The sequence below is a fragment of the Noviherbaspirillum sp. genome (assembly GCF_036846085.1).
Classification (GTDB): domain Bacteria; phylum Pseudomonadota; class Gammaproteobacteria; order Burkholderiales; family Burkholderiaceae_D; genus Noviherbaspirillum.
On the sequence record NZ_DAIUCO010000044.1, the window covers coordinates 1 to 25545 of the forward strand.

The window sequence follows — 25545 nt, forward strand, 5'->3', positions numbered from 1 at the left end:
GTACATGGCGCTGGCACAGGAGGACCGCTTTCCCATCACGGACATCCTGCGCCAGACGCCGGAAATTCCGGATGACTGCCAGTGGGCGATCTTCCTGCGCAACCACGACGAGCTGACGCTGGAAATGGTGACCGACAAGGAGCGCGATTACCTGTGGAACCATTATGCGTCGGAAAAGCGCGCCCGCATCAACCTCGGCATCCGGCGCCGCCTGTCGCCGCTGCTCGAACGCGACCGCCGCCGCGCCGAGCTGCTGAACAGCTTCCTGCTGTCCATGCCCGGCACGCCGGTGATTTATTACGGCGACGAGATCGGCATGGGCGACAACATCCACCTCGGCGACCGCGACGGCGTGCGCACGCCGATGCAATGGACATCCGACCGCAACGGCGGTTTCTCGCGCGCCGATCCGGCCAGGCTGGTGCTGCCGCCGATCATGGATCCGCTCTACGGATACCAGGCGGTGAACGTCGAGGCCCAGATGGTCGATCCGTATTCGCAGCTCAACTGGATGCGCCGCATGCTGACGGTGCGCAAGCAGCATTGCGCCTTCGGCCGGGGGTCGCTGACCCTGCTGTATCCGAGCAACCGCCGCATCCTCGCCTATTTGCGCGAGTACAAGAGCGCTGACGGCGAATCGACAGAAACCATCCTTTGCGTCGCCAACGTATCCCGCTCGGCGCAGGCGGTGGAACTGGACCTGTCGGCATTTTCCGGACGGGTGCCGGTGGAGTTGCTGGGCGGCTCCGCCTTCCCGCCGATCGGCAAGCTGCCCTATCTGCTGACCCTGCTGCCGTATGGCTTCTACTGGTTCCTCCTGACTTCGGAAGCGCGCATGCCGGCATGGCATACGCCGGCGCCGGAGCCATTGCCGGAACTCGCCACGCTGGTGCTGCGGCAGTCGATCACGGAAGTGCTCCAGGATTCGCCGCGCCGCATCCTCGAACAGGAAGCGCTGCCCGCCTACCTGATGAAGCGGCGCTGGTATGCCGCCAAGCAGGAGAAACTGAAGTCGGCCCGCATCGTATCGGCGACCATGCTGCCGGTATCGCACGCGCGGCCGAAGGTCATGCCGGCCATGCTGGCGGAAATCGAGACCGTCACGGCGAGCCGCACCGACCGCTACCTGCTCCCGCTGGGCTATATCCGGGAAGAAGACATCGTCACCGCCTTGCCGCACCAGCTCGCGCTGGCAAGGGTGCGGCGCGGCCGCCATGTCGGGCTGCTGACCGACGGCTTCGTGCTCGATTCATTCTCCTACGTCGTCGTGGAGATGATGCGCAACCGCAGCCGGCTGCCGGCGGAGGACGGCGAAGTGCGCTTCATCCCCACAGAGGCGCTGGACACGGTCGAGATACCCGAGGAAGCCAACGTGCGAAGGCTGTCCGCCGAACAGTCGAACAGCTCCCTTATCCTGGAAGAAAAGATGGTGCTGAAGGTCATTCGCCGCCTCATGCCCGGCATACATCCGGAAGCCGAAATGGGCCGATACCTGACATCGCTGGGATACGCCAACGCGCCGCGCATGTTCGGCGAGGTGGTGCGCGTCGGCGCGGACGGCACCCGGCATACGATGATCATGCTGCAGGAATTCATCGATAATCAGGGCGACGCATGGCAATGGTGCCTGCATACGGTGGCGCGATGGATGCAGCAGACGGCAGTGCCGGAAGAAGCGGCCGCGACCGAGGCGGCAACGGAAATTTCCAACCCGCAGGACGACCTGATCGACATGTCGACCATGCTGGGCAAGCGCCTCGGCGAACTGCACGCGGCGCTCGCCACGCCGACCGACGATCTGGACTTCGCGCCGAAACCCGCAGGCGCCGCCATTACCCAGGAATGGGCGGCGGGCGCGCGTCGGCAACTCGAAGCTGCCTTCGATGCGCTGCGCGGGCAGAAGGAGTGGAGCAACGATGCGGAAGCAAGGCGGGCGGCACGCCTGATCGGCCAGCGCGACGCCTTGCTGGAGCGGTTGCCATTCCTGGCGGGCGACGGTGAAGGCACGTTGTGTACCCGTATCCACGGCGATTTCCATCTCGGCCAGGTGCTGGTGGCGCAAGGGGATGTTTATATTGTCGATTTCGAGGGCGAGCCGGTGAAACCGCTCGAAGCGCGTCGCGAAAAAAATAGCCCGGTCCGCGATGTTGCCGGCATGTTGCGTTCGTTCGACTATGCAGCGGCGTTTTCCGGCGATGCCGGCCCGTCGGACCTCGACGAGAATGCGCAGGTGCGCAAGCAGCAGATCATCCGCACCTTCGCGCCGTCGTGCCAGAAAGCCTTCCTGGACGCGTACCGGGAAGCCGCATACGGCGGCACGCTTAATATCTCGCCGGAAGCCGAACGCAGCCTGCTGCAGCTGTTCACGCTGGAAAAAGCGGCGTATGAAGTGTGCTACGAAGCGGCCAACCGGCCGACCTGGATCCCGGTGCCGATGAACGGCCTGGCAAAAATCGCCGATGAACTGCTCGGCACGACAGAAGGAGAACAAACGGATGACTGATCGCACCGAAGAGTTGACCGGCGTCGACCAGAAAACACTGGACGCGGTCCTGCATGGCCGCCTGGCCGATCCCTTTGCCCTGTTCGGGCCGCATCGGGCCGGTGGCCAGGGTGACCTGGTCGTGGTGCGCACCTTCCAGCCCGGTGCCCGGGCAGTCGATGTGGTCGCCCGTCATCCGCGTAACGACCAGGCCGGAGAACTGATCGAATCCCTCTATAACGTCAACCAGAGCGGACTGTTCGTCAGCGGCGCGCCGACGATGGCAGCCGGCCGGGATTACCTGCTGCGCATCACCTGGCCGACGCCGTCCGGCGGCGAATTTATCCAGTACACCGAAGATCCGTACCGATTCGGGCTGCTGCTGGGCGACCTCGATATGCACCTCCTTGCGGAAGGCAACCATCGCGAGATGGGCCGCTGCCTCGGCGCCACGCCGACGACGGTCGAGGGCGTGGCCGGCACCCGGTTCGCGGTGTGGGCGCCGAACGCGCAGCGGGTGTCGGTAGTCGGCGACTTCAACCAATGGGACGGCAGGCGCCATCCGATGCGCCGCCGCATCGAGGCCGGTATCTGGGAGCTGTTCGTTCCAAGGTTGCGCAGCGGTGCGCGCTACCAGTACGAGGTCGTGGCGCCGGGCGGCAACGTCCTGCCGCTGAAGGCCGATCCGGTGGCCCGCGCCACCGAAGCGCCGCCGTCGACGGTATCGGTGGTGGCGTCCGACACGCCGTTCCAGTGGAGCGACGACGCCTGGATGAAAAGCCGCGCGACGCGCCACCAGGCAGATGCGCCATTGTCGGTATACGAGGTGCATGCCGGATCGTGGCTGCGGGTGCTGGAGGAGGATGGACGCAGCCTGAACTGGCACGAGCTGGGCGACCGGCTGATTCCGTATGCGACCGGTATGGGATTCACCCATATCGAATTCCTTCCCATCATGGAGCACCCGTTCGGCGGCTCCTGGGGTTACCAGCCGCTCGGCCTGTTCGCGCCGAGCGCGCGCTTCGGCACGCCGTCCGCATTCGCATCCTTCGTTGACCGTTGCCACGCAGCCGGCCTGGGGGTGATCCTCGACTGGGTGCCCGCGCATTTCCCGTCGGACGCCCACGGACTGGTGCAGTTCGATGGCACCGCGCTCTATGAGCACCAGGACCCGCGCGAAGGTTTTCACCAGGACTGGAATACGCTCATCTACAACCTCGGGCGCAATGAAGTCTGCGGCTTCCTGATCGCGAGTGCGCTGGAATGGCTGGAGCACTATCACGTCGATGGCCTGCGGGTGGATGCGGTGGCGTCCATGCTGTACCGGGACTACAGCCGCAAGGAAGGCGAATGGGTGCCAAACATCCACGGCGGGCGTGAAAACCTCGAAGCCGTGGCGTTCCTGAAGCAGCTCAACCAGGTGATTGCCGAGCGCTGTCCCGGCGCGATCATGATTGCCGAAGAGTCGACCGCCTGGCCAGGAGTATCCGCGCCAGTCGGGGAGGGCGGTCTCGGCTTTCACTACAAATGGAACATGGGCTGGATGCACGACACGCTGCACTACATGCAGCAGGACCCGCTGTACCGCACCCATCATCACCACGAAATGACCTTCGGACTGGTCTATGCCTACTCGGAGCGCTTCATGCTGCCGATCTCGCATGACGAAGTGGTGCACGGCAAGGGATCGCTGCTGAACAAGATGCCCGGCGGAGATGCCTTCCAGCGCCTCGCCAACCTGCGCGCCTATCTTGGTTTCATGTGGACCCATCCCGGCAAGAAGCTGCTGTTCATGGGATGCGAAATCGCCCAGCCCACGGAATGGAACCACGACGGCTCGCCGGACTGGAGCCTGCTCGACAATCCGGCGCACCGCGGCGTCCAGCGCCTGGTGCGCGACCTCAACCGCATCTATGCGGGCGAACCGTCGCTGCATAAGAAGGACACGTCGCATGAGGGTTTCAGCTGGGTGATCGGCGATGACAATGCCAACAGCGTATATGCCTTCCTGCGACGCGGCGACGCCGGCGATCCGCCGTTGCTCGTGGTGCTGAACATGACGCCGGTGGCGCGGGACAACTACCGGATCGGCGTGCCCGTGGGAACGGAATGGCGCGATATCCTGAATACCGACGCGGCCGTGTACGGCGGGTCGGGAGCAGCCATTGTTAACGGCGAAGGACTCCGGGCCGAACCGACGCCTGCCCACGGCATGGCGCAGTCGCTGGTTCTGCGTCTGCCGCCCCTGTCGGCACTGGTGCTGAAACCCGCACCGGCGGCGTATTGAGCATGGCGGCAATACGCCTTCCGCTACCACGAATACAGGCGGGTTCACCCTATCCGCTCGGCGCAAGCCATGACGGCGAAGGCACCAACTTCGCCGTTTTTTCGGCCCATGCGACCGCTGTCGAATTGTGCTTTTTCGACGCGGCCGGCCGGCATGAAATCGCCCGTTGCCCGTTGCCTGAATGCACCGACGAGGTGTGGCACGGTTACCTTCCCGGCGTCTTCCCGGGTGCGCTGTACGGCTTTCGCGCTTACGGCCCGTACAAGCCGGAGCAGGGCCACCGCTTCAATCCGAACAAGCTGCTGCTCGATCCCTATGCACGGCAATTGCATGGACAACTGCGATGGTCCGATAGCCTCTACGGATATCGCTACCAGTCGCCGCGCGGCGACCTGTCCTTCGATCATCGCGACAGCGCGCCGTCGATGCCGAAAGCGGTGGTGAGCGATCCCGGCTACAACTGGCATGGCGATGTCTCCCCCGCGGTGCCCTGGCACAAGACGGTGATTTACGAAACCCATGTGCGTGGCATGACGAAGCTTGCCGAGCAGATCGCGCCGAGGGAGCGCGGAACCTTTGCCGGGCTGGCCGATCCGTTCGTGATCGAGCACCTGCTCATGCTCGGCGTAACGGCGGTCGAATTGCTTCCGGTTCACGCATTCGTTCAGGACCGCCGCCTGGTCAACGCCGGCCTGACCAATTATTGGGGATACAACACCTTGTCGTTTTTCGCGCCCGAACCGCGATACCTGTCCAGCGGCTCGCCGGACGAGATGCGCGATGCAATCCGGCGACTGCATGCGGCCGGCATCGAGGTCATTCTCGACGTGGTGTACAACCACACCTGCGAGGAGGGTGAAACCGGGCCGACGCTGTCGTTCCGCGGACTCGACAATGCCAGTTATTACCGCCTGCTGGACGGCGATCCGCGCCGGCATGTCAACGACACCGGCTGCGGCAACACCCTGAACATGACCCATCCGCGCGTGATCCAGATGGTGATGGATTCCCTGCGGTATTGGGTGCAGGAATTCCATGTCGACGGCTTCCGCTTCGACCTTTCCTCGACACTCGGCCGCGAGCGCCAGGGATTCGATCCGGGCGCCGGCTTTTTTGATGCACTGCTGCAGGACCCGGTCCTCGCGCGCGTCAAGCTGATCGCGGAGCCGTGGGACATCGGGCCGGGCGGCTACCAGGTGGGCAATCATCCGGCCGGCGTGGCGGAATGGAACGACCGCTTCCGCGACGACGTGCGCGGCTTCTGGCGTGGCGATGCCGGCTTGCGCGGCGCGATCGCCGGTCGCCTGCTCGGCTCGGCCGACCTGTTCAACCATCACCGGCGGCGTGCCTGGGCGTCGGTGAATTTCATCACCGCGCATGACGGTTTCACGCTGGAAGATCTCGTCAGCTACGGACACAAGCACAACAGCGCCAACGGCGAGGACAACCGCGACGGCAGCAACGAGAACCGCAGCAGTAACTGGGGCAGAGAAGGGCAGACCGACGATCCGTCCATCCTCGCCATCCGGGAACGGGTGAAGCGCGCCATGCTGATGACGCTGATGTTTTCGAACGGCACGCCGATGCTGCTGGGCGGCGATGAATTCGGGCGGACGCAGATGGGCAACAACAATCCCTATTGCCAGGATTCGGAGATCTCCTGGTTCGACTGGCGCATCGCCGACACCGACGCCGGTCGGGCGCTGATGGATTTCACCCGCCGCTGCATCGCGGCAAGAATGTCCATGCCGACGCTCCAGAGCACGCGTTTCCTGGCGGCGAATTCGAGGACCCTGCACGGGATTGCCGACATCAGCTGGTTCGATGAAACGGGCGCGGAAATGACGCCGGATCGCTGGCATTTCGCGGAGGGGAGGCTGCTGGCCCTGCGCCGCGTCGCCGAAGACCAGCAGAACGGATCGCTGTCGGTGTCACTGCTGCTGCTGAATGCCTACTCGGAAGACAGGGTATTCGTCCTGCCCCCGCCGCAAATGGACTGGCGCGTGCTGCTGGATGCGGCGGAGGAGGAGCGGGCAGTCGCCGGGCATAGCATCGGCGTGCGTGCGCATAGCGCGATGGTACTGGTGGCGGGGGATGTAGATCCCTAAAAGGTTTATGCATTTTAAAGATTAAAGAAACGTCTCCTTCCCCCTTCCAGGGGGAAGGTTGGGATGGGGCGGCCCGCATAGGGGTAGGGAGGTTGAACGACTGCAAGCATATGCTCAACCTTCACATCCCTCCCTGCAGGACGCATCTGCGCCTGGAGGCGCAGATTGTTTCGCAGGCGTGCAGCATGCTGCACGAAACCCCTGCTTCACCCCTAACCCTTCCCCTATGAGGAGGAGGGAACTCTACAAGGTTTAAAGAAAATATCGTTACGCGCCCACGTTCAAAAGTGCACCAAGCGCCCAACAAATGAAAGTCAACACAATGAACCCCACGTATTCCTTCGGCGCCCAACTCGTTGCGCCCAACCGTACCTGCTTCCGCCTCTGGGCACCCAGCAAGGAAGAAGTCAGCGTCGAGATCGACGGCATGCCCGCCATCCCGATGGAACGCCTCGCCGACGGCTGGTTCGAAGCCCATGCCGATTGCGGCGCCGGCACGCGTTACCGCTATCGCGTCAGCGACGATCTCGCCGTGCCCGATCCCGCTTCGCGCTGGCAGGACGGCGACATCCATGACGCCAGCATCGTCTGCGACCCGCAGTCCTACCAGTGGAATAACAGCGACTGGACCGGCCGGATGTGGGAAGAATCCGTGATTTACGAATTGCATGTCGGTGCCCTCGGCGGGTTCGAAGGCGTCATGCAGCAGTTGCCGGCGCTGGCCGATCTCGGCATCACCGCGATCGAATTGATGCCGATTGCCGACTTCCCGGGAGCGCGCAACTGGGGCTACGACGGCGTGCTGCCCTATGCGCCGGATACCGCCTACGGCACGCCCGACCAGCTCAAGGCGCTGGTGGACGCCGCCCACAGCCACGGCATGATGGTTTTCCTCGACGTGGTCTACAACCACTTCGGCCCGGACGGGAACTACCTCGGCGCCTATGCCGGCACGTTTTTCCGCGATGACCTCAAGACGCCGTGGGGCCAGGCCATCGATTTCCGCCAGCGGCCGGTGCGAGACTTCTTCATCGAGAACGCGATCTACTGGCTGGACGAATTCCGGATCGACGGCCTGCGGTTCGATGCCGTGCACGCGATCAGCGAGAAAGACTGGATTGTCGAGATGGCTCAGCGTATCCGCGCCGCCATGCCGGAGGGGCGGCGCGTGCATCTCGTGCTGGAAAACGACGACAACACCGCCGGCTTCCTCGAACGCTCGCCCGAGCTGCTGTATGACGCGCAGTGGAACGACGACATGCATCATGTGCTGCACGTACTGCTGACCGGCGAGCAGGAGGGGTATTACGTCAGCTACGTGAACCAGCCGGCCGAAAAGCTGATGCGCGGCCTGACCGAGGGTTTCGTCTACCAGGGCGAGCCATCGGTCTACGCCGGCGGCGAGCCTCGCGGCGAACCCAGTGCGCACCTTTCCCCGACCAGCTTCGTCAATTTCCTGCAGAACCACGACCAGATCGGCAACCGTGCGTTCGGCGAACGCCTCACGACGCTGGCCAATCCGCTCGCGCTGCGCAGCGCCATGGGTCTCCTGCTGCTGTCGCCGAATATTCCGCTGCTGTTCATGGGAGACGAATATGGCGCGACCCAGCCTTTCCTGTACTTCACCAGCCACCTCACGCCGGAACTCGCCTATGCCGTGCGCAATGGGCGCCGGGAAGAGTTCGCACGGTTCTCCGCGTTCTCCGATCCGGCCATTCGCGAGACGATTCCCGACCCGAATGCGGAGCAAACCTTTCTCGATTCCATTCCGCGCCCGGACAGCGAAGGCGCGACCACCTGGCGGGACTGGATCAAGGCGCTTCTCACCATCCGGCAGGAACGCATCGTTCCGTTTCTTGCCGGCGCCACGTCGCTCGGCGCGGAGATGATCGGGCCGAAGGCGGTGAAGGCGCGCTGGCAGCTGGACAATGATCAGATCCTTATGATTACCGTCAACCTCGGCGATGCACCAGTGCCGATAGACTATGAAAAACTGGCGGATGGGAAGGGCGGCGCCATCCTGTTCCAGACCGACGGCGTCGAAGACGCCGCGCCGGAAAACACGTTGCCGGCCTATGCATTGATTGCCGTCATGGAGCCTTCGGCATGAACACCGCGATTCTCGATCTGGCGAAGGCCGCGGGCCTCGCGCATGAATGGACGAACGCATTCGGGAAGCCGATGCGGGTCGGCGAGGACGCATTGCGCGTCATTCTCGACAAGCTGGGATTTCCATGCGCAACCGATGATCAATGCCGTGACAGCGAAACACGTCTTCTTGCAATGGCGGCGGGAGGCGACCTGCCGCCGCTGGTCACCGGAACGGTCGGGCATGCCGTGCGCTTCCCCCTGCACCAGCGCTTTGCCGGTAAGCCGTTCCGGATCGCGCTGGAAGAGGGGGGCCACATCGACGGCCGCTTGCCGGACGACCTCGGCAGCGGCGCCGTCCTGCCTGCGATCGATCGCCATGGCTATCACCGGCTGACCCTGGATGGCGCCGGGCTGGAAACCACGCTGGCAATCGCACCGCCGCGGTGCTTCGGCATCGCCGATGCCGTCGCCGGTGCTTCGCATGCGGGCCAGACCGCCGATCCGCGCCTATGGGGACTCGGCGTGCAACTCTATTCCCTGCGCCGCAACGGCGACGGCGGCATCGGCGACTTTACCGGGCTGGTATCGTTTGTACGGTCGGCCGCCGGACATGGCGCGGCGGCGGTGGCGATCAGCCCTGTCCATGCGATGTTCAGCGCGGACGTCAACCGGTTCAGCCCGTACGGCCCGTCGAGCAGGCTTTTCCTGAATGCCCTGCATATCGATCCGGAGGCGGTACTCGGACCGGACGCGGTGGCGTCGGCATTGGTGCTGCTGGGCGATGACGGCGGCGGCAGGCGGGCAGGCATGGAAATCGAACCGCTGATCGACTGGCCGCTGGCCGCGTCCTCCAAGCTGGCGCTGCTGCGCTGCCTGTACGAGCGCTTCTGCAATGAAAGCGGCAGCGATGCGCACCGCGACTTCGAGGCCTTCCGCCGGCAGGGCGGCGGCGCGTTGCGCGACCACGCGATTTTCGAAGCGTTGCATGCATCGCGCCTGGCACTCGGTGAGAGCGGTTACTGGAAGGATTGGCCGGACAAGTTGCGCGATCCGCGCAGCCCGGCGGTGGCCGAATTTGCCGCACAGCAGGCGTATGAAGTCGGCTTCCATGAGTTCCTGCAATGGCAGGCCGCTCGCGGGCTCGGCGGCGCGCAGCGGGCGGCGCGTGAGGCCGGCATGCCGATCGGCCTCATCGCCGACCTTGCGGTGGGAGCGGACAACAGTGGCAGCCAGGCATGGAGCCGACAGGCGGAAATCATCAACGGCCTGTCGGTCGGCGCGCCGCCGGACGTGCTGAACACCAACGGCCAGAGCTGGGGGCTCGGCGCCTTCTCGCCGCATGCCATGAAAGCCAGGGGCTTCGGCGCCTACATCGAGATGCTGCGCTCGACCTTCGCCTATGCGGGCGGCGCACGCATCGACCATGTGCTCGGCCTGAGCCGCCTGTGGCTGGTGCCGGACGGCGCATCGCCGCAGGACGGCGCCTATCTGCAGTATCCGGTGCAGGACCTGCTGCGCCTGATTGCACTCGAATCCTGGCGCCATCGCGCCATCGTCATCGGCGAGGACCTCGGAACGGTGCCTGAAGGTTTCGACACCCAGCTCGCACAGGCGGGACTGCTGGGCATCCGGGTGCTGATGTTCCAGCGCGAAGCAGATCGTTTCCTCAGTCCGCCGGAATGGCCGCGCAGCGCGATCGCCACCACGACCACCCACGACTTGCCGACCGTCGCCGGATGGTGGCAGGAACGTGATATCGACTGGCGCAAGGAGCTGGACTTGTTGCCGAAAGGCCAGAGCGAAAGCGAGGTCCGGCGCGAACGGGCCGATGAGCGCGCAATGCTGCTGAGGGCGCTGAACGCTGCCGGCTGCGCAACCGGCGAGCCGGAAGCGCATGGAGACAGCGCCGCGCCGCTCGATGCCGCGGTCGCCTTCGTGTCCTCGACACCGGCGCCGCTCGCCATCCTGCCGATTGAAGACGCGCTCGGCCTGCCCGAACAACCGAACCTGCCCGGCACCACCGACGGGCATCCGAACTGGCGAAGGCGGCTTCGCCAGCCGGTCGATATGCTGCTGGACGACCCGTCGGTCGCGGCGCGCCTGGCGGTCATGAACCGTACACGATCTTACAAAGGGAATTCCTGATGTCCATACCGCGCGCCACTGCAAGGCTTCAACTGCACAAGGGCTTCAACTTCGACCAGGCGGCCGACACCGTGCCGTATTTCGCGTCGCTCGGCATCAGCCACATTTACGCCTCGCCGATCCTCACCGCGCGCAGCGGGTCCACCCATGGCTATGACATCGTCGATCCCACCCGCATCAATCCGGAACTGGGGGGCGAGGAAGGCCTGAAGCGGCTGGTTGCCTGCATCCGCGCGTCGGGGATGGGCCTGATCCTCGACATCGTGCCCAACCACATGGGGGTGGGCCCGGAGAATCCGTGGTGGCAGCATGTACTCGAATGGGGCGAGAGCAGTCCCTATGCGCGCTGGTTCGATATCGACTGGAAGCCGGCCGACGAAACCCTGCACGGCAAGGTGATGGCGCCGTTCCTGGGGCAGCCCTACGGCGATGTGCTGACGTCCGGCGAAATCACCCTGCAATTCGATCCGACCCGCGGCAAATTCTTCGCCGGATATTATTCGCATCGCTTCCCCATCGCGCCCGCCGATTACGCCGGCATCCTGCGCGCCGCCGGATCCGACCGGCTGATCGCGGCTATCGCGACATTCGAGGAAGGCAAGGACACACAGGGAAAAGAGGCCAACCTCTCGCAGCTCAACGCCGACATCGGTTTCGGTCTGCTGCGCGAGGCAGGGCAGGACAAGGAAGGCCGGGCGGCGATCGATGCCGCGCTCGCCGCCCATTCGGCGACGACGACCCAGGGAATGGAAGCGCTGCACGCCCTGCTGGAACGCCAGCACTACCGGCTGGCATGGTGGCGTTGCGCCGCTGACGGCATTAACTGGCGGCGCTTCTTCGAGGTGACCGACCTGGCGGGCGTGCGGGTCGAACAGGACGATGTATTCGAAGCCACCCACGCGCTCATCTTCCGGCTTTATACCGAAGGGCTGATCGACGGCGTGCGCATCGACCACGTGGACGGCCTGGCGGACCCCGGTGCCTATTGCCGCAAGCTGCGCCGGCGCCTGCAGGCCCTGACCTCGCAGCGGCCACCGGAGCTTCCGCCGGCGCCGGCCTACATCATCGTCGAGAAGATCCTCGCGGAAAACGAACAGCTCCGGCAGAACTGGGAAGTCGACGGTACCAGCGGCTATGACTTCATGGACCGAGTCGGCGCCTTGCTCCACGACCCCGCCGGCGAAGCGCCGCTGTCGGAAATGTGGTCGCGGCTGACCCGCAACGATACGGATTTCCATGCCGAAGTGCGGCAGGCGCGAAGGCAGCTGCTGGCGAACAATCTGGCCGGCGAGTTCGAAGCGGCGTCGCGCGCGCTGCACGCGGTGGCCCGCACCGACCTGCGGACCCGGGATTTTTCGCTCGGTTCGATTCGCCGGGTCTTCACCGAATTGCTGGTGCACTTCCCGGTGTACCGGACCTATGCCGACAGCAACGGCCGTGACGACCTTGATCAGGAGGTGATCGAGCGCGCCTTGGAAGGCGCGCGCCATAGCGTGGACCGCAATGAAGGGCCGCTGCTCGATGTCATTGCCCGCTGGCTCGGCGGCGACGCGCCGCGCGACTCGGCCAATCCACGGGTGCGCCATCTGCACCAGAGGGCGATCACCCGCTTCCAGCAGCTGACGCCGCCACTGTCCGCAAAATCGGTGGAAGACACCGCCTTCTACCGCTACGGCAGGCTGCTGTCGCGCAACGATGTCGGGTCCGATCCGGACATCTTCGCGCTGAGCGTCGACGGCTTTCATGAATCGAACCGCACCCGCGCCGAACGCTTTCCGCATTCGATGCTGGCCACGGCGACGCATGATCACAAGCGGGGCGAAGATGTGCGGGCCCGCATCGCTGCCCTGAGCGGCATGGTGGGCGAGTGGGAGGGCGTGGTTGCCGAATGGATGGTGCTCAACGGTCCGCTGCGCAGCGAAGTAGCCAGCGAAAGCGGCGGTCCTGCCGCCGAAGCACCGCAGCCCGCCGACGAACTGATGCTCTACCAGATGCTGGCCGGGGCATGGCCGATCGGCCTCGACCCGGGCGATACCGAAGGCGTGCGGCAGTTCGCCGAGCGGATCGACCAATGGCAGACGAAGGCGATGCGTGAAGCGAAGCAGGTCAGCGACTGGGTGGCGCCGAACGAAGAATACGAGAACGGCTGCCGCCGGTTCCTGTACGCCATCCTCGAATCGAAGCCGGGCAATGCCTTCCTGCCAAAACTGGCCGAGGTCGTGAACAAGCTCACGCCGGCGGGTGCGATCAACAGCTTCGCGCAGACTGTTCTGCGCATCACCTCGCCGGGTGTCCCGGACCTGTACCAGGGAACGGATTTCTGGGATTTCAGCCTGGTCGACCCGGACAACCGCCGTCCTGTCGACTATGTGCTGCGCACGCAGACGATGCAGCAGGGCGACGGGCCGGTATCCGGCCTCGACGACTGGAGCAGCGGACGCCTGAAACAGCAGATTGTTCACCGGACACTGCTACTGCGCGCACGCGAACCCGACCTTTTTTTCCGCGGCGAGTACCTGCCGGTGGCGGTCGAAGGCGCACTTGCCCGGCATGCGATCGGCTTCGTGCGCGGGTTGCATGACCGCTCGGTCATCGTTGTCGCGACATTGCGGCCGTCGGGCCTGCTGGCCGACGATGGAAAGCCGCTGGTACCGCCGGAAAAGTGGGAAGACACCGCGCTGCTGTTCCCGGACACCCCGGATTCGGCATGGATCGACATCTACACCGGCAAAAAGGTCCGCATCGAATCCGGTCGGATGCGCCTCGGCCAGGCCCTGGCGCTGTTGCCGGTTGCCGTGCTGATGCAGGCCTGAGCCGTTCACGGGCGGAACGTCGCACGCATGCAGATCAACAGGCTCGTCGAAGAAGCGCTCGGCGAAAGCGCGGTCGAACTGCTCAATGTGCTCGCTGCGCATGTGCTGGCAGCGGGCGACGCGAATCGGACCGGCATGCAGTCGCTGCCGGTGGAGCCGGACGACTGGAATACCACGATGTTTCTCATGCGGGAAATCTTCGAGGCGGAGATCCTCGTGTCCGGTGACGACGAATGGGTCAGTTTCCGTATCCTGCAGTCGTTCGGCGTCAACCACGGCCGGCTGGCGTTTCAGTTCACGCCGACATTCGCCCAGGCCCTCTCCGGCTGAGCCGCAGGAAAGTACGTTTTAGGGAGCAGAGCGCCGGTCGCGTTTTGACCGGGAGAGCTTACCAGCCGTCATGGCGATCCCGCCGTTCCTGCCGGTAGTTGGTGATCTCCAGCCGTGTGCCGTCCGGATCGGAAAAGAACGTCGCCCAGTAATCCGGCGCGTATTCGGGATAGTGCGTCGCTTCACTCGATGCGATGCCGGCGGCCTGCAATTGCCTGGCAATATCCTTCACATCGTCGATCGATTCGACTCTCAGGCACAGGTGGTGCAGGCCAGGCAGGGCATCGTCATGCCGGCCCTTGGATTTCGCAGGCCGCAGCACATAGCCGAAGTGACGGTTGAAGTACTGGATGTGGGGAGCGCCGTTGATCGCGAAGGTGTTCTTGCGAAAGCCCAGCAGCGACATGACGCTGTCGTAGAACCGTTCCGCGACGCCCATGTCGGAGACGGCGATGTAGATATGGTCTATTCCGATGATCTCCGCCATGATGTTTCCTCTATGCTGAATGCAGGATAAGCCGAACCAGGGTGCCGGATTGCGCCGGGATCAACGGCTACCGGCCGGCGGCCGGTTCAATGCGTACATCATGCCGGCCACGAGCAGGCAGGCCAGTGCCACCATATCGGCGACAACCACTCTTCCGACCAGCGGGTTGTAGCCGCCGGTCGCCCATGCCAGCCACAGGAAGGAGACGACGCTGATCAGCCCGCCGATCAGGGAAAGCAGCTGCAACCTGGGGATGAATGCGGCGTAGCAGATGAAAATGCCGAGCAGGCCGAACAGGACGGCGCGGTGCCGCATCAGGATGGCGAGGTTGGGATCGGCGACCTGGATGCCGTACAGCGCGGCCAGTTTTTCCGCACCGGCCACGCCGGCCAGGGGAAGCAGATGGATCACGCCGACGATGACGAGAAGCGCTTTCACGACAGTGTTCATGGATTTCCCTAAACGACGATGTATTCTGGTTGGTTCGTTTTGCTTCGTTCGGTATCGGCCTGCCGCGCACCGCCGGTCAGGAGTCTTCCGGCCTCGCTTCATCATATTCCGGCCGGCCGTCGGGCATTACCCACGCAACCCGGGTGCTCGTGTACGTATGATCCTTCGGCGGCAGCAGATCGGGATTATCCAGACTGCATGTCGTGACGTCAATTTCCCCCGGCTTGCTCTCGTCTTCGAAGGTTAATTGCGTGCCGCATTTCGGGCAGAAAGCCCGCGTGCCGGTTGCCGTCGACCTGAGGCGCGCCGGGGTTCCACCTAGCAGGCGGAAGTGCCGGCGATCCGCCGTGAACCATGTGACGTAGGCCGAGCCGGCCGTGCGGCGGCAGATCGAGCAATGACAGTTGGATTCGTGGAATACGGCTCCCGATACCTCATATCGGACATGCCCGCAATAACAGCCGCCTTCAAGCATCTACTCCTCCTCGTCAGTTACCCGGTCAGTTGCGTTTCATTGCGGAAATGTGGCGCCCGGACGCCGTGGCGTTGCAGACACTGTAAAACACTGCGCCCGTGAATGAAACCCCGCCGTGCGGTTCGGGTCTATAAGGAAAGCGGCTTCGCTGTTCGAAGCCGTCAGACATTCTCCCAGCGCAGCGTGAAAGGAAATCCCGTGGAAACCGGCCCCGACTTTAAACTGCTCAAGGATGCCTATGCAATCATCGACGGCATCCCCGAAACCTCCATCGACCTCGACATGCTGGAAAGCGTCAGGGGCGAGTCGCTGGAAAACGGCACCATCCGTTCGCCTGCGGGCTGGCTTGCGGATCATCCGGCCTTCGCGGCTTTGGGCCTGTCGATTTCCGACGATGGAAAGCGCCTGCTGCTCAACGGCGAAGCCGGTGAGAATTCGTCCATCGCGCTGACGATGGCGCAGATATTCCGCCTGCCTCCGGCCGACGCGCAACATCTCTTCGGGGACCGGAATACCTACACGCTGGGAGATGACTCGGGGTTGAGCGACAAGCGGCTCTGGCAGCGCGACCTGCGCGACTACCTGAAGGCGCACGGCCAGCTCGACCCCGACTTCGAGGATCGGCTTGAAACCCGCGGACCGTTCGCGGACCCGGTGAATCCATCGGAGATCAGGGCGCTGTGACAAGGCGTTCTACCGCGGCAGGACACAACCTGAACCCCATCGGGCGGCAGGCGCCGCCGGATACCCGGCTCTAAGCTCTCTATGTCAGCACTTTTTCCGGACACGCCCTTTATCCCCACGCCATCACAGCTCGCCGTGCCGGTCCGCGAGCAGGTCATTCCCGCCCACGCGGCAAGGCACCGTGACTACTTCCGCACTTGCAAGGCGCTGCCGCCCGGCATGCCGGACTGCCTGTCGGTCAGCATCGCGCATTCGGTCGACGGTACCGAGCGGTCCACCGCCGCGATCTACGGCGGGCACGCCTATCTGATCCACTACGAGTTCACGCCACGCCCGTGATCATCCGGTGTCACGGGCGCGTCCTGGAAAGGCCGCGAATCGACCGGGATATCCATCAGAAGCGTCGTGCCGCGTTCCGGCGAGCTATCGACGCTCACACTGCCTCCATGTCCCTCGGCGATACTGCGGACATAAGGCAGGCCGATCCCCCAGCCCTGTTTCGTGCCGGTCCTGGCGGCTTCCGCCCGGCGAAACACCTGGAAAACCGCTTCCATCTGCCCGGGCGGGATGGGATTGCCCTCATTATGGACAGCAAGCAGGACCCGTTGGCTGATGGTGACGACGGACACGCGCACCGGGGCATCCGGCGTTCCGTACTTGACCGCATTGCCGAGAAGATTCTCCAGCGCGCGCTTGATCGCTTCGCGGCTCCACCAGCCAACGACCGGCTCACCGGCCACGTGAAACCGCTGGCCGTGCAACACGGCGAACTGGTCACATACTTCGTTCGCCAGCAGGAGCATGTCGAAATTGCTCAGCTCAAGCCGCGGCCGTTCGCCGTTCTGAAAGGCAACCGAATCGAGCAGGTCCTGGATCATCCTGTCCATCCGGTTGTTGTTGTCGATGATCCGGTCGGCGAGGTCCTTTACTTTTGGAGAATCCGCGGTGAGGCGGATCAGCTCGGCAGCCGCATTCGCGCTTGCCAGCGGATTGCGCAGGTCGTGGGTAAGTGTTGCGACGAACCGTTCGCGCAACATCGATTGCACCAGCGCATAGGAAGTCACCGCGTCCTTGATGGAACCGTCGATCGATGCGTTGATGGAAGCTGTCTCGACGTCGGTCAATAACAAACCGTTCTGCCGCAAGGTATCGAATATCGTCCATCTCAGGATCTGGTATTCGCTGATGACCGCTTGCGGATTGTAGTGCGTAAGCCGCGCGCGCTCGCCTCCATGCGCGGAGGCAACGGTATTCGTCGATTCGGCGCTTGCTCTTGGATACGAGAGGGTAAGTGCCTGCACGAGATTCTCGAAGAAGGTCGGCATGGTGTTCAGCAGGATGGGGTGCGATAGTCCCCCGGCTTCCTTTACTTTCTCCCGAACTCTCTTTTCCCACTCGACGAAGACCATATCCCGTAACTCGAGCATTCGCCGGGATGTCGGAGACAATTGGTTTACATCGGGATTCTGATCGCTCGCAAAAGTCATGCGCTCGTACTCCATTGCTTTTCATCAAGGCAGGCAAGTTTCACCCAGAGTCTAGTTTATACAAACGCCAATCGATCGACCGTGGTTGAATATCAAAAGTCGTTGAATCCCTTGTGTGCATGTTCGTCGGAATGATGTCCCGTGTCAGTCCAGGCTGCCGGAACCATTTCGCCGGCTCGATGCTCTTTTCTTGATTGGAGACCATCAAGGCGACTATGCAACGGAGAAACTGGACCGACAGCGGTAAAGCCAATGCCATTCGTTCCTATGTTGTCGCGTTTCTCGCTGTTGCGGCGTTCGCAGCAGGCCTCTATGCCGTGCAGCGCCTGTTCCGCGTCGAGATACAGCCCTTCCTGCTACTCGTGCCCGTCATCATCAGCGCTATTTATGGCGGCGCTTTGCCGGCCTTGTTCGCCACCTTACTGGCCTTGCTGTCCTGCACTTTCCTTTTTCTTGAACCGACACTCAGCTTCTGGGTTGCAAACCGCCAAGACCGTTCGATGGTTCTGGCGTTCGCTTTCCTGTGCCTTTGGATAACGCTGATGGGAGCGCTGCTGGAGCGGGCACGGGAGAAGGCTGCGGCAATGATGCGTTCACTGCAGCACAGCGAACACATTGTGCGGGCCTTGTTGCAATCCGCCAGTGGGGCCGTTGTCGGTGTCGGCCCGGACGGCAGGATCAGCATGGCGAACGACGCGACCTTCGCGGTATTCGGATATCGGCCGCAGGAGTTGATCGGTCAACCCGTAGAACTATTGGTGCCTAACGGAATGCGCAAGCTGCCGGGAGCGGGCGCAAGAACAACGCATGCCGACGGCAGGAATACGCCTGCGGCGAAGACCCGGGAAATGACCGGTAAAAAGAAGAACGGCGATCCGTTTCCGGCCGAGGTCACTTTCGGGATCGCCGACACGCCCACCGGCCCGCTGGCGGTCGCCTGCGTAACCGATATCAGCAAGCGGAAAGCCTCGGAAGAGCAAATCCAGCGGGCTGCAAAACATGACACCCTGACCGCATTGCCCAACCGCGCATTGCTGTTCGAGCTGGCTGCGCAACTGCTCGGATCGGCGCGCCGGGGCAATGCGCGGGCGGCCGTCCTGTACATCGATCTCGACCGTTTCAAGGCGGTCAACGGTACCTATGGCCACACGACGGGCGACAAGGTGTTGCAGGAAGCGGCGCGCCGCATCCGGGAATCGGTCCGTTCAAGCGATCTGGCCGCGCGCCTCGGCGACGACGATTTCATCGCGATTCTGTCCGATGTCGGCACGGATGATGGCGTCGTACAGGCGGCGAGCCACCTGATGGCCAGGTTGAACGAGCCGTATCGCATCGGCACGTTGGAACTGCTTTCATCGCCAAGCATCGGTATCAGCATCTATCCTGACGACGGCGATCATCTGGATAAGCTCATCGGCATGGCGGAGACGGCAATGCACCGCGTCAAGGACCAGGGCGGCAATGCCCACCAGATTTTCAGGGCCGACATCGACGACGGCGAAAAAATCATGGTCGCCCTGGAACATAAGATGCGCCAGGGCCTTCGAGAACAGGATTTCGAGCTGCTGTACCAGCCGATCATCGACACCCGCACGATGCAAGTCGTCTCGGCCGAAGCGCTCATCCGCTGGCGCCAGCAGGACGCCGCCGCACTGACGCCGGACGCCTTCATCGGTGTGGCGGAAAACAGCGGACTGATACATCAGCTCGGCGATTGGGTGATCCGGGAAGCGTGCCGCCAGCATGGCAAATGGCGGCGCAGCGGCCTGCCGCCGATGCGCATATCGATCAACGTATCCCCGCTGCAGTTCCGCGCGCGCGACTTCCAGGCCCGTTTGAAGGACGCCGTCGAATATTCGGGGATCGATCCGGCGTGTGTCGAACTGGAGGTAACGGAAAGCACCGTCATGCAGAATGTGCAGGATGCGTCGAGGATCCTGGCCTGCCTGAAGGAGATGGGGTTCCATATCGCGCTGGATGATTTCGGGACCGGCTATTCCAGCCTGAGTTACCTGTCGCAGTTCCCCATCGACCAACTGAAGGTCGATCGGCGTTTCATCAAGCAGATCGATACCGACTCGCGCTCGCTCGCCATCGCGGAAACCGTGATCGCGCTCGGGAAGAAGCTCGGCGCGGAAGTCGTCGCCGAAGGCATTGAGACGGATGAGGCGCTGGATATTCTCAGGAAGTGCGGATGCGGCCTGGGGCAGGGCTACCTGATCAGCGAGCCGTTACCGCCGGACCGTTTCGTGGAATGGTATCGCCGTACCGATCCGCGGCAGCTCTTTCACTGAGGGGCGTGCCGAGATAAGGGTAAAAACAGCTCGTAACACTAAAAGTAATATTGAGCCAAAGTTTTTTGCCACTCATTCGAAAGACTGACATTGCCGCGCTGGCGCGGCAAGCAGTCCTTACTCAAGCGATATGGCTCTTCGGCGATCTCCATTCGAAAGAATATCCTCATCACCGTTTTGCATGAACACATCCTGGTCGGAATCGCTCCCTATCTGGGTTAATCACTATCGTTTTCCCTTTCGGCTTCGGCTAGCCTCTCTTCGGCCGCCTCCAAGCGGTCCCCTAATTCCTCAATAATATTGTCTAATGTGTTCAAATTTTGCTCAATTCTATCGAGTTCGCCTTCATCGTCCGAGTCAAGCTGTTGTGCTTGCGCTAATAAGCTCTCATGAATTCGTTTTTGTGCTTCGATTTGATTTCTCAACTCGGCAACCTGTGCCTGTAGTCGGGCCTAGTTGTACCTCGCTTGTTGTCCTTGAGCTGTATGCATCGACTCGTTTGCCGCCGCCCAATAGGGAGTTGGGTGTAAATGGGATTTCTATCCCGCCAGCCGCAGGTTTGTAGTGTCGTTTTTTGAGCATTTTGAGAGCGGGCAGGCGGGGGTCGTTGGAAGGGCCCGCTTGAGTTTTAATGTCCCGGCGTTGAGCATCGAGAGCGTTAGCTAACATTTTGTCGAGTTCTGCGCTGGATAAGGTGGGGGAACTGGTCGAATGCCGCACGCCCTCCTGCTGGGTCTACTGAGACAGACTTCCCTTCGATTGGCGGAGGAGCCGGGTCTGCATGCTTGGCATTGCCATCGGCCTTTGTCGCCTTTCCGATGCTTGGGCGATAGAGGTTGTGCTGGCAGGTGGAGGGAAATTCGCGGTGGTTGGAGCGACGTGATTCTGCGCCTCCTCCACAGGTGTAGTGCAATTGAAACTGGAACTGCCCGAATTGAATGAAATGTGATTCATGGAAAAACTTTCTCTCAAAGGATTTACGGAGTGGGCGCAGGCCCGCAGTCTTCCCCTTTACCCTTCCAAACAAAGCTTTACAGTGCAGGAACCATGGTGGCTGGGGTGCATGCGGAGAGGACGGGCGATGAGTGGCGCCCCACGGCCAGAAGTTCCCAGCCTGCCGGGAAATGGTTTCTCGGCAGGGCATGATTGGTGTTAAGAGCTGTTTTTACCCTTGTCTCGGCATGACCCGATAAGCGCGGTGCGCCTTCAACGGTACCCGCGCCGCTGCATTTTTCGCATTGCCAGCCGGGTTCGTTCGACGAGGAAGGAATTGCGCTGCGGGATGGGCCGCTGGGCGATGTTGCGGATGGTGTGATCGTCACCGAGAACCGTCAGGCGTTCGCGTGCGCGCGAGAATGCGGTGTACAGGATCGCCCGGTGGACGAACAGCGGCGATCCGTTGGTGCAGATGAAGATCACCTGCCGGTATTCCGAGCCCTGGGCCGCATGCACGGTCATGGCGTAGGCCAGCCCCAGGCTTTCCAGCGCCTTGCCCGGATAGCGAATGCTGCGGCCATCGTCGAGATCGAGCAGGAGATACAGGATGTTGGTGCCGCCCGCGTCGGTGATGCAATCGGCGATGAAACCGGTGTCGCCGTTGACGACCTGTTCGAACTTCCTGGTCCCGTCGTGCACGGTCTGCTGTTCGAGCACGAGGTTCTTGCGGATGATGATGCGGTCGCCAAGCTTCAAGACGCTGCCGGGAATGCGGCCGCCGTCGGGATTGATTTCCTGCCGCAGTACTTCATTGATGAACGTGGTGTTCCACCCGGGCGTATGCAGGTCGCCCTTGCGCCTCGGCATGAGCAGGCCGACCTTGTCGATCCCGCATGACTCGATCGCGGCGAGGTAGGCGCGGATCACCCGCGACAGGCCGATGTCGTCCGGCGCCGGCAGACCATGGGAGAAACTGACGTCCGCGTGATTGGCGCATTCCAACTTGCCACGGCCGCATTGCTGCACGATCTTCAGGATGCCGCCGTCGTTGCGGTGGGTTTGCTCCAGACGGTGATGATCGCCCGGCAATTCCAGCAGACTGTCGAGGATCCGGCCGGGACCGACGGAAGGCAACTGGCCGGGATCGCCCAGGAAGATGATGTGGCAGTCAGGATGCAGCGCGCTTATCAGCGCCCGTGTCAGCGCCAGGTCGTCCATCGATGTCTCATCGGCGACCACGATATCGGCGTCGAGCGGATTGTCTTCATTGTAGGTAAATCCGTTATCCGTCACTTCCAGCAGGCTGTGGATGGTCGATGCCGACAGGCCGAAGCGGCTGACGCGGGCCGACAGCACCTTTGCGGCCTTTCCGGTTGGAGCGCAAAACAGGATTTTCCGGTCGCTTACCACATGCACCAGGATCTCCATCAGGGCTGTTTTGCCGCATCCCGGTCCGGCGGTCAGTGTGTGGGTCAGGTGAGTGGACGCAAGGATGCCCCTGAGCGCATTGCGCTGGCTGTCGTCCAGGCGGAAGTCATCCCCGAGACTGCGTTCCGCTACGTCGATCTCGTGATCCAGGCGCGCCTCATCCAGGTCGCAGATCGGTTGTGCGATGTGCAGCGCACGCCGGGCAAGATCGTTCGCCAACGCCGTTTCGCAGTGATAAAGGTAGCGCGGATAGTAGCGGCTGCCGTCGAGGACGATGGGTTCGCGTCCGGTGATTGCGGCGGCCATCGCTTTTTCGGGTGACACGTCGGCATCGTAGGCAACGATACGGTCGCTGATATCCGCCAGCGTCAGGAAGGTATGGCCATTCTGTTCGCACCCTTCCTTCAGCGCATGGGTGGCCAGTGCGGCAAGGCGCGCATCGTGAAAGCGCGGGAAGCCGATCTGGCGCAGGGCGATATCATCCGCCGCGGCGAAGCCATAGCCGTCGACATCCCTGAGCGGCGCATAGGGATTGCGGGAAAACACCTTCCACGCTTCATCCACCGGGTCGTCGGAGCTGTGGACGATTGCATGCAGCCATCCCGCGATGCCACGCAGAACGCCATGCCGGATGCCGGTAGCACCGATGCGCGTTGACATGTCGCGATAGATCAGCGATTCGAAGTCGCAGTCATCGGTGACCTTGATCTTGCGCTTGGTCACTGAAGAGAAATCGAGGGACAGCGGATTGGTAACGAGCAGGTTGCGCAGTTCGTCGAGCCTGTCGTTGTATTGTGCGACAACCTTTTTCGCGGTGACTTCGCCGCAGCCCTTGAAATTGCGCCGCAGGTGACGGATGAGCGCTTCCTCGGAACAGGGGATATCGATCGCAGCGGCGGCGACGGCAATCTGTTTGCCGTACTTCGCATGATGGCCGATCCGGCCTTCGAGGCGGTAGCGATTGCCTTCGGTCAGTCCGACGAGTGCTTCGCCGATGCATTTAAGCAGCGTGCCGTCTTCGAGGCGGACATTGCCGTGGCCCCATTTTTCGTTGTAGACGGAGATGGACGAAAGAATGCCGACGACTTGGTCCATGAGATAAGGGAAGTTTTCGCGGATCGGGAGCTCCGCTAGGTCTGCGATGTTTAGATCGCCATAGAACTGCCCCTTCCCCCTCTTAGGGGGGAGAAGCAGGGAATTCAGACGGCATGCCGTCTGCCTGCTGAGCGGATTGCGCTTGCAAGCGCAATTCTCTCGGTTGGGATGGGGGTAGTGAGGATGAGCATATATTTCCGATAGCTCGACCTCACTACCCTCTCCCTAACCCTCCCTCTGAAAGGGGGAGGGAACCGGTCAGAGATTTTGTTAATCCGATTTAGAACGGAATCATGTCATCTTCAAGATCGAATTCCACCCGATCCGAACGATGCGAATGCGTCGTTTTCGTTGAACCGGCTTCATCCGGTTTGCGGGCATCGCCCTCGGCATCGCCATGCGATGGCTTGCCGCCCAGCATGCGCATGTCGTCCGCGATGATTTCGACCGTGTAACGCTCGACATCGTCCTTGCCGGTCCATTTGCGTGTCTGCAAACGGCCTTCGATATAGACCAGCGATCCTTTTTTCAGATACTGGCCGGCGATTTCAGCGAGTTTCCGGTACAGGATCACCCGATGCCACTCGGTGCTTTCCTTCTTCTCGCCGGTATTCTTGTCCTTCCAAGTCTCGGTCGTTGCAATCACGAGCTGGGTGACCGGGTCGCCCGCGGCGGTCGCGCGCATTTCCGGGCCGCGGCCGAGATAGCCGATGAGGGTGACTTTGTTCAGTGTTGTCATTGCAATCTCCTGCTTAAGTTGGACTAAACGAGATGGACTATTGAATGTCGAGCCGCACGCCTTGTTCGGTGCGGGCACCGGGCACCTCGATCCCGGCTTTCAGGGCCGCCGCGATGGCCTTTTTATTCGGCATCGGCGGCGGTGCTTCGTGTTGCGTCAGGTAGGCGGACGGCAGGTCGGTTTCCCGGTCTACCACCACGATCGGCGGGTTCTTCTTCACCGCCAGTGAAAACAGGGCGGTCGTGACGCGGTCGCGGCGCGAGGTTTGCATTAAATCGAGGATCAGCTTGCGGCCGCGCTCCGCGCCGCGCCGCAAGGCGGCATGACGCGCTTCGAGGCTGTCGATGGTCTTTTCCACCCCGTTGGCGGCGGTTTCCATGTTGCGCACCATCTTCGCCAGGTTTTCCAGCCGCTCGTCGAGCGGGCCCGACATGCTTTCCAGCGTATCCGCGATCAGCTGCTCGTCGTCGTGACGCTCGGCCAGCATTTCGGCCAGCCGCCGGTACTGCGCAGCCAGTTCAAATGCTTCGAAGACCGGGTTCATGCGGCGATTCCGAGGGCCGATTCGTTATGCGCTTCCAGCGCCGCCTTGCGTTCGTCCTTCAAAGCCGTCATTTCGGCGAGGGCCGACGGGTCCGGCAATGCAGTGGCCGCACGATAAGCAGCCGAGAACGCCTTGAACAATTCATCCAGCGTATTGGCTCCGGTGATCGATTCCTTCATCGCGGCCTTCTGCTCTTCCGGCATGGCGGTCCGCTTTACCGGCACATCCTCGCCGGAATCCAGCCAGCTCAGCAGGAGACGGCCGGTGTCGAGTTCCGGCTTGAATATCGAACCGTCGAACAGGCGGGTACGGTCTTTACCGGCAAATGCCATATGACGCACGTCCATCTCGAAGAAGGTCGTGAATTCATACTCGATGCCGTCGCGCATGATCGGCGCGAGGCCGATCTTGCGCACGATGTTCTTGCCGGTACGCTCATCCTTTTCCTGCACGTAGTCGGTCTTCGCGCGCATGGTGGCGATGATGTGGCAGGGGCTTTGCAGCAGTGCCTCGACTAGCGCATTGTGCTCCGGCGTCACCTGGCGCCACGCCTGCCAGCTATTGCCCGATTTGTCGGCGATCTTGCCCTGGCGGTCCAGCGAGCCGCCTTCACCGGTCCATGCATGGGTCAGGCTGTCGACGATGATCGTCGACAGCCTGACCCATGCAT

Annotated in this window: 19 protein-coding genes; 10 read left to right on the top strand and 9 right to left on the bottom strand. The window is 62.6% G+C overall.

The genetic code is table 11. The annotated features are described in order from the left end of the window. The 7 genes from V7080_RS07470 to V7080_RS07500 all read left to right on the top strand — a co-directional run. Positions 1-2503, top strand: a 2503-nt coding sequence (locus tag V7080_RS07470) for a putative maltokinase (protein ID WP_334187775.1), incomplete at its 5' end; no start/stop codon positions are given. Continuing rightward, positions 2496-4769, top strand: coding sequence for a 1,4-alpha-glucan branching protein GlgB (gene glgB / locus V7080_RS07475; protein ID WP_334187776.1), 2274 nt, complete (start codon positions 2496-2498; stop codon positions 4767-4769). The genes V7080_RS07470 and glgB, both read left to right, overlap by 8 nt. A 2-nt stretch (positions 4770-4771) precedes the next feature. After that, positions 4772-6877 (top strand): glycogen debranching protein GlgX, encoded by a 2106-nt coding sequence (gene glgX / locus V7080_RS07480; RefSeq protein WP_334187777.1) that lies wholly within the window; start codon positions 4772-4774, stop codon positions 6875-6877. 322 nt (positions 6878-7199) lie between these two features. Continuing rightward, positions 7200-8987 carry a malto-oligosyltrehalose trehalohydrolase gene (gene treZ, locus V7080_RS07485; protein WP_334187778.1) on the top strand — a complete coding sequence of 596 codons (1788 nt, stop codon included), beginning with the start codon at positions 7200-7202 and terminating at the stop codon, positions 8985-8987. Continuing rightward, positions 8984-11113 (top strand): 4-alpha-glucanotransferase, encoded by a 2130-nt coding sequence (malQ, locus tag V7080_RS07490; RefSeq protein WP_334187779.1) that lies wholly within the window; start codon positions 8984-8986, stop codon positions 11111-11113. The genes treZ and malQ overlap by 4 nt, the downstream gene beginning before the upstream one ends. Beyond that, complete coding sequence (treY, locus tag V7080_RS07495; protein ID WP_334187780.1) at positions 11113-13926, top strand: malto-oligosyltrehalose synthase; 2814 nt, start codon at positions 11113-11115, stop codon at positions 13924-13926. Before malQ ends, treY begins: the two co-directional genes overlap by 1 nt. A gap of 27 nt (positions 13927-13953) precedes the next feature. Beyond that, positions 13954-14256 (top strand): hypothetical protein, encoded by a 303-nt coding sequence (locus V7080_RS07500; RefSeq protein WP_334187781.1) that lies wholly within the window; start codon positions 13954-13956, stop codon positions 14254-14256. Between the two features lie 58 nt (positions 14257-14314). On the opposite strand, the gene V7080_RS07505 is transcribed toward V7080_RS07500, so the two are convergent. From V7080_RS07505 to V7080_RS07515, 3 genes are all read right to left on the bottom strand, one after another. Then, positions 14315-14743 (bottom strand): VOC family protein, encoded by a 429-nt coding sequence (locus V7080_RS07505; RefSeq protein ID WP_334187782.1) that lies wholly within the window; start codon positions 14741-14743, stop codon positions 14315-14317. Between the two features lie 60 nt (positions 14744-14803). Then, positions 14804-15193 (bottom strand): phosphopantetheine adenylyltransferase, encoded by a 390-nt coding sequence (locus V7080_RS07510; RefSeq protein WP_334187783.1) that lies wholly within the window; start codon positions 15191-15193, stop codon positions 14804-14806. Between the two features lie 76 nt (positions 15194-15269). Next, on the bottom strand, positions 15270-15668 hold the full coding sequence (locus tag V7080_RS07515) for a GFA family protein (RefSeq protein ID WP_334187784.1): 399 nt from the start codon (positions 15666-15668) through the stop codon (positions 15270-15272). Between the two features lie 198 nt (positions 15669-15866). Here V7080_RS07515 and V7080_RS07520 point away from each other — a divergent pair, with 198 nt between their 5' ends. Both V7080_RS07520 and V7080_RS07525 read left to right on the top strand, forming a co-directional pair. Next, a complete protein-coding gene (locus V7080_RS07520; protein WP_334187785.1) occupies positions 15867-16352 on the top strand; it encodes a hypothetical protein in 486 nt (161 codons plus the stop codon). Between the two features lie 81 nt (positions 16353-16433). Further along, the gene (locus V7080_RS07525; RefSeq protein WP_334187786.1) at positions 16434-16691 is read left to right on the top strand and encodes a hypothetical protein; all 258 of its coding nucleotides are present in this window, start codon (positions 16434-16436) and stop codon (positions 16689-16691) included. On the opposite strand, the gene V7080_RS07530 is transcribed toward V7080_RS07525, so the two are convergent. Continuing rightward, complete coding sequence (locus tag V7080_RS07530; protein ID WP_334187787.1) at positions 16667-17839, bottom strand: sensor histidine kinase; 1173 nt, start codon at positions 17837-17839, stop codon at positions 16667-16669. The genes V7080_RS07525 and V7080_RS07530 overlap by 25 nt on opposite strands. Positions 17840-18054: 215 nt before the next feature. Here V7080_RS07530 and V7080_RS07535 point away from each other — a divergent pair, with 215 nt between their 5' ends. Beyond that, on the top strand, positions 18055-20133 hold the full coding sequence (locus tag V7080_RS07535; protein ID WP_334187788.1) for a putative bifunctional diguanylate cyclase/phosphodiesterase: 2079 nt from the start codon (positions 18055-18057) through the stop codon (positions 20131-20133). A 218-nt stretch (positions 20134-20351) separates the two neighbouring features. On the opposite strand, the gene V7080_RS07540 is transcribed toward V7080_RS07535, so the two are convergent. From V7080_RS07540 to V7080_RS07560, 5 genes are all read right to left on the bottom strand, one after another. Next, positions 20352-20558 carry a hypothetical protein gene (locus V7080_RS07540; RefSeq protein WP_334187789.1) on the bottom strand — a complete coding sequence of 69 codons (207 nt, stop codon included), beginning with the start codon at positions 20556-20558 and terminating at the stop codon, positions 20352-20354. Positions 20559-21339: 781 nt separating this feature from the next. Beyond that, entirely contained in the window at positions 21340-23592 is a 2253-nt protein-coding gene (locus V7080_RS07545; protein WP_334187790.1) for an ATP-dependent DNA helicase, read from the bottom strand. Positions 23593-23872: 280 nt separating this feature from the next. Continuing rightward, on the bottom strand, positions 23873-24331 hold the full coding sequence (locus tag V7080_RS07550; protein ID WP_334187791.1) for a single-stranded DNA-binding protein: 459 nt from the start codon (positions 24329-24331) through the stop codon (positions 23873-23875). A 37-nt stretch (positions 24332-24368) separates the two neighbouring features. Continuing rightward, positions 24369-24875: a siphovirus Gp157 family protein gene (locus tag V7080_RS07555; RefSeq protein WP_334187792.1), complete on the bottom strand. Its 507-nt coding sequence runs from the start codon at positions 24873-24875 to the stop codon at positions 24369-24371. Further along, positions 24872-25545 (bottom strand): AAA family ATPase (locus tag V7080_RS07560; RefSeq protein WP_334187793.1); only part of this gene is annotated, 674 nt, incomplete at its 5' end. The genes V7080_RS07555 and V7080_RS07560, both read right to left, overlap by 4 nt.

What these genes read in the sequence shown, in the direction of transcription:
- glgB (WP_334187776.1), top strand. Translation starts at nt 2,496, where the DNA reads ATGACTGATCGCACCGAAGAGTTGACCGGCGTCGACCAGAAAACACTG.
- glgX (WP_334187777.1), top strand. Translation starts at nt 4,772, where the DNA reads ATGGCGGCAATACGCCTTCCGCTACCACGAATACAGGCGGGTTCACCC.
- treZ (WP_334187778.1), top strand. Translation starts at nt 7,200, where the DNA reads ATGAACCCCACGTATTCCTTCGGCGCCCAACTCGTTGCGCCCAACCGT.
- malQ (WP_334187779.1), top strand. Translation starts at nt 8,984, where the DNA reads ATGAACACCGCGATTCTCGATCTGGCGAAGGCCGCGGGCCTCGCGCAT.
- treY (WP_334187780.1), top strand. Translation starts at nt 11,113, where the DNA reads ATGTCCATACCGCGCGCCACTGCAAGGCTTCAACTGCACAAGGGCTTC.
- V7080_RS07500 (WP_334187781.1), top strand. Translation starts at nt 13,954, where the DNA reads ATGCAGATCAACAGGCTCGTCGAAGAAGCGCTCGGCGAAAGCGCGGTC.
- V7080_RS07505 (WP_334187782.1), bottom strand. Translation starts at nt 14,743, where the DNA reads ATGGCGGAGATCATCGGAATAGACCATATCTACATCGCCGTCTCCGAC.
- V7080_RS07510 (WP_334187783.1), bottom strand. Translation starts at nt 15,193, where the DNA reads ATGAACACTGTCGTGAAAGCGCTTCTCGTCATCGTCGGCGTGATCCAT.
- V7080_RS07515 (WP_334187784.1), bottom strand. Translation starts at nt 15,668, where the DNA reads ATGCTTGAAGGCGGCTGTTATTGCGGGCATGTCCGATATGAGGTATCG.
- V7080_RS07525 (WP_334187786.1), top strand. Translation starts at nt 16,434, where the DNA reads ATGTCAGCACTTTTTCCGGACACGCCCTTTATCCCCACGCCATCACAG.
- V7080_RS07530 (WP_334187787.1), bottom strand. Translation starts at nt 17,839, where the DNA reads ATGACTTTTGCGAGCGATCAGAATCCCGATGTAAACCAATTGTCTCCG.
- V7080_RS07535 (WP_334187788.1), top strand. Translation starts at nt 18,055, where the DNA reads ATGCAACGGAGAAACTGGACCGACAGCGGTAAAGCCAATGCCATTCGT.
- V7080_RS07545 (WP_334187790.1), bottom strand. Translation starts at nt 23,592, where the DNA reads ATGGACCAAGTCGTCGGCATTCTTTCGTCCATCTCCGTCTACAACGAA.
- V7080_RS07550 (WP_334187791.1), bottom strand. Translation starts at nt 24,331, where the DNA reads ATGACAACACTGAACAAAGTCACCCTCATCGGCTATCTCGGCCGCGGC.
- V7080_RS07555 (WP_334187792.1), bottom strand. Translation starts at nt 24,875, where the DNA reads ATGAACCCGGTCTTCGAAGCATTTGAACTGGCTGCGCAGTACCGGCGG.